The sequence below is a fragment of the Streptomyces sp. NPDC050743 genome (assembly GCF_044456925.1).
Taxonomy (GTDB): Bacteria; Actinomycetota; Actinomycetes; order Streptomycetales; family Streptomycetaceae; genus Streptomyces.
Window position 1 is genome coordinate 1 of sequence record NZ_JBITGJ010000023.1, and the last position, 13,646, is coordinate 13,646.

Genomic DNA, 13,646 nt, shown 5'->3' on the forward strand with positions numbered 1-13,646 from the left:
GCCGGCGGTGCCGAGCGGGGCGGAGACATGAGCGCGGGCGCCGCCGGCCGCCCGCGCCCGCCCGGAGGAGCGAAGCGACGACGGGTGCTTGATGAAGTAGAGAAACCCGTAACGGATCTAGCTGGCGCGGCTGAGCGCGGTCAGGTGATCGAGGTACTCGCGGCCAGTCGGTTCGGCTGCGAAGTCCCGATTGACGATGGCTGCAAGCTCGCGGCTGACCATGAGCACAGGACGGAGGCCGGGCCGGACGGCAAGCCTCGCAGGGTGAAGACCGAACGCCACGGCGTCGGCCTCCGCTACCGGGCTCGTTGCGTCGGCCCGGACGGCACCGAGCGCAGCAAGTCCTTTCCGGACAAGCAGAAGCGGCTAGCGGAGACGTGGCTGACGCAGATCGCGGCCGACCTGGCGCGAGGGCAGTACGTCGACCCGGCGGCAGGGAAAGTCACGTTCAGGGACTTCGCCACTCAGTGGCTGGCATCCCAGACCACGGTCCCTTCCACGATCATCAACATGGAGCTGCGGTTTCGACTGCATGCCTTCCCGTACATGGGCTCGCGGTCCATGAGCATGTTCCAGCCCGCACACATCCGTGCCTGGGCACGCGCTCTCAAGGACTCCGGGATGGCTGCGTCGTACCAGCGAACCGTGTTCGCGAATGTCTCGGCCGTCTTCGGCGCTGCCGTGGACGACGGCCTCATCGCCCGGAATCCCTGCCGCGTGGGTTCTGTCAGGGCTCCCAAACTCGATCCCCGGAAGGTCAAGCCGTGGACCGTGGATCGAGTGATGGCGGTTCGCGACGGGCTTCCGGAGGCTTACGCGGCGACGGTCGACGTCGGGGCAGGTTGCGGTCTGCGGCAGGGGGAAATCTTCGGGCTTGCCGTAGACGAGGTGGACTTCATCGGGGGAGTGGTCCACGTCGTGCGGCAGGTCAAGCTGGTCGGTGCACACATGGTCTTCGCCCCACCCAAGGGGGCAAAGCTGCGTGACGTCCCGCTTCCCGACGTCGTGTCGGATGCGCTCACGGCGCACATCACCCGCAGGCCTCCCCTGGAGGTGACCCTGCCGTGGAAGACGCCCGACGGACCGCCGGTGACTGCGACGCTGCTGTTCTACTCACGGGAGCGCAAGGCGCTGAACCGGAACTACTTCAACATGTACCTCTGGAAACCCGCCCTGGTCTCGGCAGGTGTGATCCCCGAGCGGTCGCCGGGGGAGCGGTTCAAAGAGTCGCGCGAGCACGGCATGCACGCTCTGAGGCACTACTACGCGTCGGTCCTGCTGGACGCGGGGGAGAACGTGAAGGCCCTGGCCGAGTACCTCGGGCACGCGGACCCCGGCTTCACGCTGCGTACCTACACGCACCTGTTGCCGAACAGCCAGGATCGAGCCCGCAAAGCCATCGACCAGGCATTCCAAGAGCGACAGGACGCCGCAGCCTGAGCCGGTCCCGGAAGCCCCTGGGTCGGAAAAGCCGTCGGCCGGCTCTCCCGTGCTGGGAGAGCTGGCCGACGGCCCACAGGCGGCTCAGGGGAGCGGAAGACCGCTCTGACCTGAGGCGGTATCGCACGTCGAAAAGTGATGTCGCGGCTTGGCTCTCGGCGGCTCATAGGCTGCGGTAGCGGGCGGACACGGTGGTCCGGATACTGGAGGCCCGTCGCGAGGAGATCCTCATGGTTGACCACGCGGCCATGGAGCGCTGTTGGGCGGCACACACGGATGGTGAGTTCGTGCACCTGGACCTGCAGGCCACCCTGAGCACGATGACCGACCGTCCGACCGTGCTCCATGTGCCAACCGCCATGGGCGCTGTCGGACGACGCGAGGTCTCCGACTTCTACGCCCGCTGGTTCATCGGTCGCAACCCCGCCGACTTCGCTCTGCGGTCGGTTTCCCGCACAGTCGGGGACGAACGGATCGTCGACGAGTTGGTCGTGTCCTTCACTCACGACATGGAGGTCCCCTGGATCCTCCCGGGCGTGGGCTCGACCGGCCGAGAGGTACGGATCCCCCTCGTGGCGATCGTGGGCTTCTGTGACGGCGCCATCGACAGCGAGCACATCTACTGGGATCAGGCGGCCGTACTCGCCCAGACCGGCCAGGTCGATCCCGCCCTCACCGCGCGGTTGCCCGTGGTGGAGGACCAGGTCGCCGTCATGGACACCGGCACCGGGTTCAACGAGCTGGCACTGCGTTCCGCGGGGCCGCACTCCTAGGCCGGGTCGCAATGTCAGGGGAGCAGCGACAACAGGACGCAGCGTGAGTGGGGTCGCCCTTCCCGGCAAAAGCCGTCGGCCGGCTCTCCCGAGAAGGAGAACCGGCCGACGGCCCACAGACGGCCCAGGGGAGCGGTTATCCGCTCTGACCTGGGGCGATATCACACGTCGAAGTACAGCTCGAACTCGTGCGGGTGCGGACGCAGCTGGAGCGGCGCGATCTCGTTGGTGCGCTTGAAGTCGATCCACGTCTCGATCAGGTCCGGCGTGAACACGTCGCCCTGGAGGAGGAACTCGTGGTCGGCCTCGAGCGAGTCGAGGACGGCCGGCAGGGAGGTCGGGACCTGGGCGACGTTCGCGTGCTCCTCGGGAGCCAGCTCGTACAGGTCCTTGTCGATCGGCTCGGCCGGCTCGATCTTGTTCTTGATGCCGTCCAGGCCCGCCAGCAGCAGGGCCGAGAAGGCCAGGTACGGGTTGCCGGAGGAGTCCGGGGCGCGGAACTCGACGCGCTTGGCCTTCGGGTTCGAGCCCGTGATCGGGATACGCATCGCGGCGGAGCGGTTGCGCTGCGAGTACACCAGGTTGATCGGCGCCTCGAAGCCCGGCACCAGGCGGTGGTACGAGTTCACCGTCGGGTTGGTGAAGGCCAGCAGCGACGGGGCGTGCTTGAGGATGCCGCCGATGTAGTAGCGGGCGGTGTCCGACAGGCCCGCGTAACCGGCCTCGTCGTAGAACAGCGGGTCGCCGTTGCTCCACAGCGACTGGTGCACGTGCATGCCCGAGCCGTTGTCGCCGAAGATCGGCTTCGGCATGAAGGTCGCGGTCTTGCCGTTGCGCCAGGCCACGTTCTTCACGATGTACTTGAACAGCTGCAAGTCGTCGGCGGCGGCGAGCAGCGTGTTGAACTTGTAGTTGATCTCCGCCTGGCCGGCGGTGCCCACCTCGTGGTGCTGGCGCTCGACCTTCAGGCCGGCCTTCTCCAGCTCCAGGGAGATCTCGGCGCGCAGGTCGGCGAAGTGGTCGACCGGCGGGACCGGGAAGTAGCCGCCCTTGTAGCGGACCTTGTAACCACGGTTGTCCTCGAGGGCGCCGGTGTTCCAGGCGCCGGCCTCGGAGTCGATGTGGTAGAAGCTCTCGTTCGCCGTGGTGGCGAAACGGACGCTGTCGAAGACGTAGAACTCGGCCTCGGGACCGAAGTACGCGGTGTCCGCGATACCGGTCGACGCGAGGTAGGCCTCGGCCTTCTTCGCCACGTTGCGCGGGTCACGGGAGTACTGCTCGCCCGTGATCGGGTCGTGGATGAAGAAGTTGATGTTGAGGGTCTTGTCCCGGCGGAACGGGTCCACACGGGCGGTGGACAGGTCCGCGCGCAGGGCCATGTCGGACTCGTGGATGGCCTGGAAACCACGGATCGACGATCCGTCGAAGGCCAGCTCCTCGTCCGGGTCGAACGCCTCAACGGGCACCGTGAAGTGCTGCATGACGCCCGGCAGGTCGCAGAAGCGGACGTCGATGAACTTGACGTCCTCGTCCGCGATGAACTTCTTGGCCTCGTCGGCGTTCTGGAACATCCAGCTCCTCCTACTCCCGACCGTCCTCGCCGGGGTGGTAGATCGTTCGTGCGGCCAGTGCGGTGGCACACGCTGGGCATGACCCTAGGGACGGGTGATTTCTCGGGCGTGACCCATTTGTTTCGCAGAAGTTAACCGGCCACGTGTCCACCGTAGCTCTGACACACCCCTCGGCACAGTGCGCGAAACCGGGCGCAGTACCGTTGACGGGTGGACAACAGGCAAGCACTCGGATCGTGGCTCTCCGGGCCCCGCGCGGCCATGGAAGAGGCCGGTGCGGACTTCGGCTACCGGGGTGAGCAGCTCGGCCTCCCCAAGGAGGGCCCGAACTCCGTCGCCCGGCCCGGCCGCCGGCTCGGCGCGCTGGCCGTGGACTGGGGCCTGAGTGTCCTGATCGCATACGGCTTGATCACGGATGGCTACAAGGTCCCTGCCACGAGTAACTGGGCGCTCGGCGTCTTCTTCGTCATGAGTGTGCTGACCGTGGGCACGATCGGCTTCACCCCGGGCAAGCGGCTGCTCGGCATCCGGGTGGTGGCCCTGGAGACCGGCACGGTCAATCCGCTGCGGTCCATGCTCCGCACTGTCCTGCTGTGTCTCGCCGTCCCGGCCCTGATCTGGGACCGCGACGGACGCGGGCTGCACGACCGGCTCGCGAAGACCGTCGAGGTCCGGGTCTGAGCGTTCCCGGCTGCGGCCGAGCGGCCTCTGCCCACCCGCACCCGGCATGGCCCATATGCACCCATCCGGTTGCCCGGTCACACCGCCGGCGGCATCGTCGCCGTATGACCGATGCTCAGGATGTGATGGCGGCCGAGGTGACGCCGGAGGAGTTCCGGGACGCCATGGCGCGCTTCCCCTCGGGCGTGGTGGTGGTGACCGCCTGCTGCGAGGACGGCACCCCGCGCGGCTTCACGGCGAGCTCCTTCTGTTCCGTCTCCCTGGAGCCACCCCTGGTCCTGGTGTGTCTCGCGGACGCGGCCGACTCGGCGGCTGTCTTCGCACGGTGTGAGCACTTCGCGGTGAGCGTGCTGGCCCCGGAGCACCAGCCGCTGGCCGTGCTGTTCGCCACCAAGGGCGCGGACAAGTTCTCCGACGGCCTGCTGCAGCCGAGCCCCTCCGGGCTGCCGACGGTGCGGCAGGCGCCCGTACAGCTGGACTGTGCCGCATACGCGCGTTACCCGGCCGGGGATCACTCGATCCTGATCGGCCGGGTAACGGGAGTGCGGCTGGGCGAGGGTTCGCCGATGGTCTACTGCGAGCGGGAGTTCCGGCGCCTGTCCTGACAGGACGGCACCGCGGGGCTCAGCGGCCCTTCGGCATCCGCATGCCCTTGGGCATCGGACCCTTCGGCAGCGGCATGTTGCTCATCAGGTCGCCCAGGGCCCGCAGCCGGTCGTTGGTGGCCGTGACCTGGGGGCCGGTGAGCACGCGCGGGAGCTTCAGCATGGTCGTGCGCAGCTTCTTCAGCTCGACCTGGCCCTCGCCGTTGCCGACGATCACGTCGTGCACGGGTACGTCCGCGACGATCCGGTTCATCTTCTTCTTCTCGGCGGCCAGCAGGCTCTTCACCCGGTTCGGGTTGCCCTCGGCGACCAGCACGATGCCGGCCTTGCCGACGGCCCGGTGCACCACGTCCTGGCTGCGGTTCATCGCCACCGCAGGAGTCGTCGTCCAGCCCCGGCCGATGTTGTCCAGCACGGCGGCCGCGGCGCCCGGCTGACCCTCCATCTGGCCGAAAGCGGCGCGCTCGGCCCGGCGGCCGAACACGATCGCCGTCGCCAGCAGCGCGATCAGCAGGCCGAAGATGCCCAGGTAGATGGGGTGGCCGATCAAGAAGCCGATCACAAGGAAGACAGCGAGGATGCCGATGCCGACGGCCCCGAGTACAAGCCCGATCTTCGTGTCGACCTTGCGGGTCATCTTGTAGGTGAGAGCGATCTGCTTCAGTCGCCCTGCGTTCGCGGCGTCCGCCGCGGTTTCCTTCCTCGCCATGTCAGGAAGTCTACGTGGCCCCGGGAGTGCGGACGACGGCAGTGCCCGGGGGAAAGCGGGGAAAGCGTTGGAGGGCTCAGGAGCGGCCGGCGGCCTGCTCCAGGAAGCGCTGCGTCTCGACCCGGTCCTTGGCGCGCCGGCGGTCCTCCAGCACGGAGGTCCACGCGTTGCGCCGGGCGGTGCGCTGACCGCCGCTCATGAGCAGGGACTCGACGGCGCGGAGAGCGTCGGTGAAGGACGGGATGGCGGTGGCGCGTACGGGCGCGGCCTGCATGATCGAGGTCCCCCCTCGGATCGGTGGTGTACGAGGCGTGATACCAGAGTCACTGATTGGTGTTACCAGGGCGTGTCCGACCGGTCAAACACCAATGAAGCCTTGATATGGAGCGCTGAAACGCCGACGCGGCCCTGACGGTGGCCCTCATCAGCGAGGACGGTCAGGACCGCGTCGACTCGGCCATTACTGGCCAGTAGTTTCTTGTGCGCGAATTCACACGCTCGGCGCACACGCCGGGCGCTCACACCGCCTGGGTGGCGACGAACGAACCCCGCTTCTCGACGGCCATCTGGTACAGGCGCCCGGCGCGGTACGAGGACCGCACCAGCGGGCCCGACATCACGCCGGAGAAGCCGATCTGCTCGGCCTCCTCCTTCAGCTCCACGAACTCCTGCGGCTTCACCCAGCGCTCGACGGGGTGGTGCCGGACGGAGGGGCGCAGGTACTGGGTGATGGTGACCAGCTCGCAGCCGGCATCGTGCAGCTGCTTCAGCGCCTCGCCGACCTCCTCGCGGGTCTCGCCCATGCCGAGGATCAGGTTGGACTTGGTCACCAGGCCGTAGTCGCGGGCCTCGGTGATGACCTTCAGGGAGCGCTCGTAGCGGAAGCCGGGGCGGATCCGCTTGAAGATCCGGGGGACCGTCTCGACGTTGTGCGCGAAGACCTCGGGGCGGGCGGAGAAGACCTCTTCGAGCTGCTCCGGGACCGCGTTGAAGTCGGGAGCGAGCAGCTCGACCTTCGTCCGGCCGCCCTCCCGGTCCGCCGTCTGCGCGTGGATCTGGCGCACGGTCTCGGCGTACAGCCAGGCGCCGCCGTCCTCCAGGTCGTCGCGGGCGACGCCGGTGATGGTGGCGTAGTTCAGGTCCATCGTGACCACGGACTCGCCGACGCGACGGGGCTCGTCGCGGTCCAGGGCCTCGGGCTTGCCGGTGTCGATCTGGCAGAAGTCACAGCGCCGGGTGCACTGGTCGCCGCCGATGAGGAAGGTCGCCTCGCGGTCCTCCCAGCACTCGTAGATGTTCGGGCAGCCGGCTTCCTGGCAGACCGTGTGCAGGCCCTCGCTCTTCACGAGGTTCTGCATCTTCGTGTACTCGGGGCCCATTTTCGCCCGGGTCTTGATCCACTCGGGCTTGCGCTCGATGGGGGTCTGGCTGTTGCGGACCTCCAGGCGCAGCATCTTGCGTCCGTCGGGTGCGACTGCGGACACGACCGGCTCCCTAAGCTTTGATTCTTCGGCGCACACCAGGGTACGCCCGTGTTCATAGCGCCCTGCCGACGAGATCAACCTCGCGGTCGCAGGGCGCATTCCCCCGGACGGCCGACGGCTCAGGCGGACGCCTTCTCGATCACCCGCGGCTTGAGGTCCGCGTTCTCCAGGATGTCCTTCAGGTGCTTCTCGACCACCGGCAGGACCTCCTCGATCCCGATGTCCCGGCCCAGCTCGGCCGCGAGCGAGGCGACCCCCGCGTCCCGGATGCCGCACGGGATGATCCGGTCGAACCACTTCATGTCGGGGTTCACGTTGAACGAGAAGCCGTGCATGGTGACGCCCTTGGCCACCCGGATGCCGATCTGGGCGATCTTGCGGTCCTCGCGGCGCTGGCCGGCGTTGGAGGGAGCGTATTCGGGGCCGTTGAGGCGGGGGTCGAACTCCTCGTCCTGCAGCCGCGGGTCGAAGTCCAGGGACAGCCCGCCGAGCGCGGGGCGCTGCTCGACCGGGTCGCCGAGCATCCACACGCCGCTGCGCCCCTCGACCCGGGTGGTCTCCAAGCCGAAGTCGGCGCAGGTGCGGATCAGCGCCTCCTCCAGGCGCCGTACGTGCGCGACCACGTCCACCGGGCGCGGGAGCTTCTGGATCGGGTAGCCCACCAGCTGGCCGGGGCCGTGCCAGGTGATCTTGCCGCCGCGGTCCACGTCGATGACCGGGGTGCCGTCCAGCGGACGCTCGCTGTCCTCGGTGCGGCGGCCCGCCGTGTACACCGGGGGGTGCTCCAGGAGGATCACGGTGTCCGGGACCTCGTCGGCGAACCGGGCCGCGTGCACGCGGCGCTGCTCGTCCCAGGCCTCTTGGTAATCGACGGCATCCGCACCGAACCCCATGCGGACGAACCGCAACTCACTCACGGCAAGCGCCTCCCTCAGCGACCGGTGTGTCAGGCACGTAACGCGCCCACGCCACTGTACGTCCGACCGGTGTACGTCAGTCCTGCGGGCGTTTCTCACACGATCGGATGAATGCCGGGCGGAATGTGCGATCGCCTGCTCACCCTCCGCTACATTCGCGCCGTTCGTGAGGCCATAAGGGCTGCTCAATGGCAAACCGGGCACTTCAGCAGCCCGGAAGGCAGGAGACCGCACCGCAGATGACGGACCGACCCGCGCAGCGCACCCCCAACCGCCAGCTCGCCGCGCTCATCGCAGAAGCGGGGTTCTCCAACGCGGGTCTGGCCCGTCGCGTCGACCAGCTCGGCCTGGAACACGGGCTGGACCTCAGATACGACAAGACCTCGGTCACCCGCTGGCTGCGCGGACAGCAGCCCCGGGGGACGACCCCCGCCCTGATCGCCGAGGTCTTCACGCGCCGGCTCGGGCGCCGGCTCACGGCCCAGGATCTGGGCCTGGACGCCTGCGCGCCGGTGTACGCCGGGCTGGAGTTCGCGGCCACCCCGGAGGAGGCCGTCGACATCGTCAGCGGGCTGTGGCGCAAGGACTCCGGCAGCCACGCCGAGCTGCGCAAGATCGCCTTCACCCCGGCGGGGCTCGTGGTGCCCAGCCGGGACTGGCTGATCGGCAAGGCCGACGACAAGGTGGCCCGCGAACCGGCACCCCGGGTGCCCGCGCAGGGCCGCCCGGCCCCGGCCAAGCCCCAGGGCCGGCCGGCGCTCGCGATCCCGCCCCGGGCGCGCGGGCACGCCGAGCGCGCCCCGGGCCACAAGGTCACGGGCGGCGACATCAACGCGCTGCGCTCGGTCGGCGAGCTGTTCCGCACCCTTGACGACCGCTACGGCGGCGGCCACGCCCGGCAGGCCCTGGTGCGCTACCTGGAGCACGAGTGCGAGCCGATGCTCCGCGGCAGCTACGACGAGCAGACCGGCCGCAAGCTGTTCGCCGCGGCCGCCGACCTCACCCGGCTCGCCGGCTGGACCTCGTACGACATCGCCGCGCACGGACTCGCCCAGCGCTACTTCGTGCAGGCCCTGCGGCTCGCCCAGGCGGCCGGCGACCGGGCGTACGGCTCCTTCGTCCTGGTCACCATGAGCCGCCAGGCCGTCTATCTCGGCCACGGCAGGGAGGCCGTGCAGCTGGCCCGGGTCGCCCAGCAGGGCATGGGCACCGGCGGCCCGCCGGTCGTGCAGGCGCTGCTGCACGCCTCCGAGGCGCGGGCGCACGGCGTGCTCGGCGAGGTGCGGGCGTGCACGGCGGCGCTCGTGCGGGCCGAGCGCGCTCTGGAGGCGGCCCGGCCCGGGGACGAGGTGCCGTACTGGGCGAGGTTCTTCGACGAGGCGCAGCTCGCCGACGAGTTCGGGCACTGCCACCGGGATCTGCAGCAGTTCCGGGCGTCCGCCCAGCACGCCGAACGCTCGCTCCAGCTCCGCGCGCCCTCCTACGCCCGCAGCCGGCTCTTCTGCCGCGTCGTCCTCGCCACGGCCCGCCTGGGCCTCGGCGAACTCGACCAGGCGTGCGCGCTCGCCGCCGAGGCGGCGGGGCAGGCCGCGGAGATGCGGTCCGCTCGCGCGATCGAGTACGTGCGGGACTTCGAACGCCGGCTGGAGCCGTATCGGGACGCGGCGCCGGTGCGGGGGTACCGGGAGAAGGTGGCGGCGCTGGGATAGCCCGCCGCGGCCGCGTGCCGATACGGCCCCGCGCCCCGGAAGGAGCGCGGTTACGCCGCCTTCGGCAAAGTGGGCGCCGGATCCGCGCTGTTCAGGGAACCCGCCGCACCCAGGTCGGCCAGGATCGCCGCCGTCGCCCGGTGCGCCGAGTGCAGAGCGCCCTGGACCGTGCTGGTGTCGCGGTGGTCGCCGCAGACGTACAGGCCGGCCAGGAGGCGGACCGGGCGGCGCAGGTCGTGGGGTGGGCGCATGGCGGGGACGGCCTCGGCGGTGTGGTGGACCGCCAGGGTCTCCCAGCGGCGCGTCGAGGTGCCGTAGAGGCGGGAGAGGTGGATGCGGACCGCCGTGTCCACCCCTTCGGGCGGTGTGCCGAGCACCGTCGAGGAGATCAGTACCCGCCCGCCCGGGGCCCGGCTCGGGTCCACGTTGCTCAGCACGGCCGTGTGCGCCACCGGCCCGCCCCGGTCGGCGTCCAGCAGCAGCGAGGTGCCGGTCGAGAAGGCCGCCGACGGGTCGTCGGTGGTGTGGTGGACCACGGTCACCGGGTGGAAGTCCGGCACCCTCAGGCCCGGCAGCAGCTCCGCCGCGGCCCGCGCGTCGGTCGCCAGCAGCACCGCCCGGCAGCGGATCTCTCCGTGCTCGGCGGTGGCGACGGACGTCGTGGAGACCGAGGTGACCCGTACGCCCGTGTGCACGGTGCCGGACGGCAGCGCCCGCGCCAGCAGCTCCGGCAGCATCTCCGCGCCGCCCTCCGGCACACACAGCCGGCCGCTCGCGAAGGCGCGCAGCGCGAGGTCGGCGCACCGGCTGGAGGTGCCGAGCTCCGGGTCGCACAGCAGGGTGGCGAGCAGCGGGCGCAGAAAGCCGTCGACCGTGCGCGGCGGCATCCCGCGCTGGGCGAGGGCCTGGCGGGCGGGCATCTCGGGCCGGGCCAGCACGCGTTCGACCGGGGTGGCGGCGATCCGGGCCAGGGCGGCGCCGAGCCGGGCCTGGTCCACCGCGCCGCCCACGGGCGTGCCGGCCCGGCCGGGGGTGGCCGCCGGTCCCCTGGGGGCGCTCGCGAGGGCGCGCACCACATGGAGTGCGCCCCTTGCGCTCCTCCCGGCCGCCGGTGCGCCCGCGCGCTGGGTGCGTCCGTCGCGGTGCAGCAGGACGCCTGGCGCGAAGGTGCGCAGGACGAGGGAGTCCAGGCCCGGGGTCGTGCGGAGTTCGGGGTAGGACGTGGACAGCAGCTGTCCGATGCGGTCGAGCCGGAAGCCGTCGACCTTCTCCGTCGACATACGGCCGCCGACGTAGGGGGCGGCCTCGAGGACTGCGGTCGAGATTCCTGCGCTAGTCAGCCGATGAGCCGCCGAGAGTCCGGCGGTTCCGGCTCCCACGATGACGACGTCCACCTGGTACGCGGGCTCAAGCACGAGGCCCCTCCTGTGGTTGCGCGGCCGGTGGAGACGTCATGCCCCCAACAGGCTCCGGGGATACCCGAGTTCGCGTCGAGGTTAGGTCCGTGATCGGTCACAAGCAGTCGCGCATCAACAGGGCACGGTCGCATGGAGGTCGCATACGGTCACAACAGCTCTCGGAGGTCGCAGGAGATCTGGTGCGCAGGACGTCGTGCGTGCGTCAGGCCGCCCGGATCGCTTCCTCGACCCCCGGGAACGCGAACCGGAACCCCGACTCCAACAACCGCTTCGGCAGCACGCGTTGGCTGCCTAGCACATCCCCGGCCAGCTCGCCCAGCGCCGCCCGCAGGACGGGCGCCGGCACCGCGAACGGGGCCGGGCGGCGCAGCACCCGGGCCATCGCGGCCGTGATCTCACGGTTCGTCAGCGGCTGCGGGGCCGTCAGGTTGAACGGCCCGGAGAGGCGGTCGTGGTCGATGAGATGGCGGATGGCGGCGACCTCGTCGTGCAGCGCGATGTACGACCAGTACTGCCGCCCGTCGCCCAACCGCCCCCCGAGCCCCGCCCGGAACAGCGGGAACAGCCGGCCCCAGGCACCGCCGCCCCGCGCCACCACCAGACCCGTGCGCGGGAACACCGTCCGCACGCCCGCCTCCTGCGCGGGCGCCGCCGCCTCCTCCCACTCCACGCACAGCGAGGGCAGAAAGCCGTCTCCCGGCGGGGCGTCCTCGTCCACCGCCCGATCGCCGGTGTCGCCGTAGATGCCGATCGCACTGCCGCTGACGAAGACCCGCGGCGGCTCCGGCAGCGCGGCCACCGCCTCCGCCAGCGCGGCGGTGCCCAGCACCCGGCTGTCGCGCAGCAGCCGCTTGTACGACGGCGTCCAGCGCCGGTCGCCGATCCCGGCCCCGGCCAGGTTCACCACCACGGCACAGCCGGCCAGCCCGCGCGCGTCGACGTACTGGCCCTCGGGGTCCCAGCAGACCTCGTCTGGGCCCGCGGCCGCCCGGCGCACCAGTCGTACCACCTCGTGCCCGTCCGCGGTCAGGGACCGCACCAGGGCGCTGCCGATGAGCCCGGACGCGCCGGCCACCGCGATACGGAGACGTTCCATGCCCCCAGCATGACCGCCCACCCCGCACACCATGCCCCCGACGCGACCGTCCGGGCGCAGGCCGTGCCCTTCGGCGCGCGCGTACGGCTCGCATGCGGTGCCCCGGCGCGACCGTTCGGCCCGCCGGCCGTGCCCTTCGGCGCGCGCGTACGGCTCGCATGCCGTGCCCCGCCGCGACCGTACGGGCCGCAGACTGTGCCTGCGGCGACCCTAGGGCCCGCTTGCCGTGCCCGCAGCGCGGTCATACGGGTCCGTATGCCGTGCCCCGGCGCCGACCGTTCGGCCCGCAGGCCGTGCCTTCGGCGCGGTCATACGGCTCGCAGGCCTTGCCCACCCGGCGCGACCGTACGGCCCGCTTACCGTGCTCGCAGCGCGGTCGAACGGCTCCGTATGCCGTGTCCCGGCGTGACCGTCAGGCCCGCGCTGGCCATGCCCTTCGGCGCGACCCTACGGCCCGCAGGTCGTGCCCGCCCGCGCGACCCTGGGACCCGCGCACCATGCCTGTGGCGCGCGCGTACGGCTCGCATGCCGTGCTGCGGCGCGGTCGTACGGCCCGCATGCCCATGCCCGCGCGGCGCGACCGTACAGCCCGCATGCCCATGCCCGGTGCGACCGTTCGGTCCGCACGCCTTGCCCGCGGCGCGACCCTACGGCCCGCACGCCATGCCTCCCGCGCGATCGGACGGCCCGCGGCAGGTCCCCCCTGGGTCCCGCCCGAAATCACGGTGAGGCGGCGCGGGCCGTCGCCGTAGGGTGATCGGCATGCCCGAGCCGTCCATACGCATCGCCGTGCCCGCCGACGAAGAGGAACTGGCCCTCCTCGACCGGTCCACCTGGTCCACGCTGCACGCCGTGTCGCCCCCGCCGGAGGGGCCGTTCTTCGACGAGCGTCACCTCCCGGAGGACTACCTGGTCGCCGAGGCCGACGGGCGCGTCGTCGGCTATGTCCGCATCGGCCGCCCGACCTCGCTCGCCTCCAACACGCACGTCCTGCAGATCCAGGGCCTCGCCGTCGCCGAGGAGGCGCGCGGCCGGGGCCTCGGGCGCGCGCTGATCCGGGCCGCCGTGGCGGAGGCGCGCGGGCGCGGCGCACGGCGGCTGAGCCTGCGCGTCCTCGGGCACAACGCCCCGGCCCGCGCGCTGTACGAGTCCGAGGGGTTCGCCGTCGAGGGAGTGCAGCCGGAGGAGTTCCTCCTCGACGGCGCCTACGTCGACGACGTGCTCATGGGCCGGCGCCTGTGAC

The 13,646-nt window shown here is 71.0% G+C and carries 13 protein-coding genes; 6 read left to right on the forward strand and 7 right to left on the reverse strand.

The features are described 5' to 3' along the window. The first annotated feature begins 27 nt into the window (after positions 1-27). Together ACIBJF_RS22460 and ACIBJF_RS22465 are read left to right on the forward strand one after the other, a co-directional pair. Positions 28-1,440, forward strand: coding sequence for a tyrosine-type recombinase/integrase (locus tag ACIBJF_RS22460; protein ID WP_399176214.1), 1,413 nt, complete (start codon positions 28-30; stop codon positions 1,438-1,440). Between the two features lie 230 nt (positions 1,441-1,670). After that, the gene (locus tag ACIBJF_RS22465; protein WP_399176046.1) at positions 1,671-2,213 is read left to right on the forward strand and encodes a nuclear transport factor 2 family protein; all 543 of its coding nucleotides are present in this window, start codon (positions 1,671-1,673) and stop codon (positions 2,211-2,213) included. 161 nt (positions 2,214-2,374) lie between these two features. Here the strand turns inward: ACIBJF_RS22465 and glnA are convergent, their stop codons facing one another. Then, complete coding sequence (gene glnA, locus ACIBJF_RS22470) at positions 2,375-3,784, reverse strand: type I glutamate--ammonia ligase (protein WP_351798485.1); 1,410 nt, start codon at positions 3,782-3,784, stop codon at positions 2,375-2,377. Between the two features lie 210 nt (positions 3,785-3,994). Between glnA and ACIBJF_RS22475 the strand changes: the two genes are divergently transcribed. Together ACIBJF_RS22475 and ACIBJF_RS22480 are read left to right on the forward strand one after the other, a co-directional pair. Further along, positions 3,995-4,465 carry an RDD family protein gene (locus ACIBJF_RS22475; protein WP_399176048.1) on the forward strand — a complete coding sequence of 157 codons (471 nt, stop codon included), beginning with the start codon at positions 3,995-3,997 and terminating at the stop codon, positions 4,463-4,465. Between the two features lie 104 nt (positions 4,466-4,569). Beyond that, positions 4,570-5,070, forward strand: a complete 501-nt coding sequence (locus ACIBJF_RS22480; RefSeq protein ID WP_399176050.1) for a flavin reductase family protein — start codon at positions 4,570-4,572, stop codon at positions 5,068-5,070. 19 nt (positions 5,071-5,089) lie between these two features. Here the strand turns inward: ACIBJF_RS22480 and ACIBJF_RS22485 are convergent, their stop codons facing one another. The 4 genes from ACIBJF_RS22485 to lipB all read right to left on the reverse strand — a co-directional run bounded on the left by ACIBJF_RS22485 (position 5,090) and on the right by lipB (position 8,180). After that, on the reverse strand, positions 5,090-5,779 hold the full coding sequence (locus tag ACIBJF_RS22485) for a DUF4191 domain-containing protein (protein WP_399176052.1): 690 nt from the start codon (positions 5,777-5,779) through the stop codon (positions 5,090-5,092). Positions 5,780-5,855: 76 nt separating this feature from the next. Next, positions 5,856-6,053, reverse strand: a complete 198-nt coding sequence (locus ACIBJF_RS22490; RefSeq protein ID WP_399176053.1) for a hypothetical protein — start codon at positions 6,051-6,053, stop codon at positions 5,856-5,858. 244 nt (positions 6,054-6,297) lie between these two features. Continuing rightward, positions 6,298-7,263, reverse strand: a complete 966-nt coding sequence (lipA, locus tag ACIBJF_RS22495) for a lipoyl synthase (RefSeq protein WP_399176055.1) — start codon at positions 7,261-7,263, stop codon at positions 6,298-6,300. A gap of 119 nt (positions 7,264-7,382) precedes the next feature. Beyond that, complete coding sequence (lipB, locus tag ACIBJF_RS22500; protein ID WP_399176057.1) at positions 7,383-8,180, reverse strand: lipoyl(octanoyl) transferase LipB; 798 nt, start codon at positions 8,178-8,180, stop codon at positions 7,383-7,385. A 239-nt stretch (positions 8,181-8,419) separates the two neighbouring features. Between lipB and ACIBJF_RS22505 the strand changes: the two genes are divergently transcribed. Beyond that, positions 8,420-9,889 (forward strand): regulator, encoded by a 1,470-nt coding sequence (locus tag ACIBJF_RS22505; protein ID WP_356315816.1) that lies wholly within the window; start codon positions 8,420-8,422, stop codon positions 9,887-9,889. A 50-nt stretch (positions 9,890-9,939) separates the two neighbouring features. Here the strand turns inward: ACIBJF_RS22505 and ACIBJF_RS22510 are convergent, their stop codons facing one another. Both ACIBJF_RS22510 and ACIBJF_RS22515 read right to left on the reverse strand, forming a co-directional pair. Beyond that, entirely contained in the window at positions 9,940-11,304 is a 1,365-nt protein-coding gene (locus tag ACIBJF_RS22510) for an NAD(P)/FAD-dependent oxidoreductase (protein ID WP_399176059.1), read from the reverse strand. Between the two features lie 205 nt (positions 11,305-11,509). Then, a complete protein-coding gene (locus tag ACIBJF_RS22515; protein ID WP_399176060.1) occupies positions 11,510-12,403 on the reverse strand; it encodes a TIGR01777 family oxidoreductase in 894 nt (297 codons plus the stop codon). Positions 12,404-13,165: 762 nt separating this feature from the next. Between ACIBJF_RS22515 and ACIBJF_RS22520 the strand changes: the two genes are divergently transcribed. After that, positions 13,166-13,645 (forward strand): GNAT family N-acetyltransferase, encoded by a 480-nt coding sequence (locus ACIBJF_RS22520; RefSeq protein ID WP_399176062.1) that lies wholly within the window; start codon positions 13,166-13,168, stop codon positions 13,643-13,645. Position 13,646 lies beyond the last annotated feature (1 nt).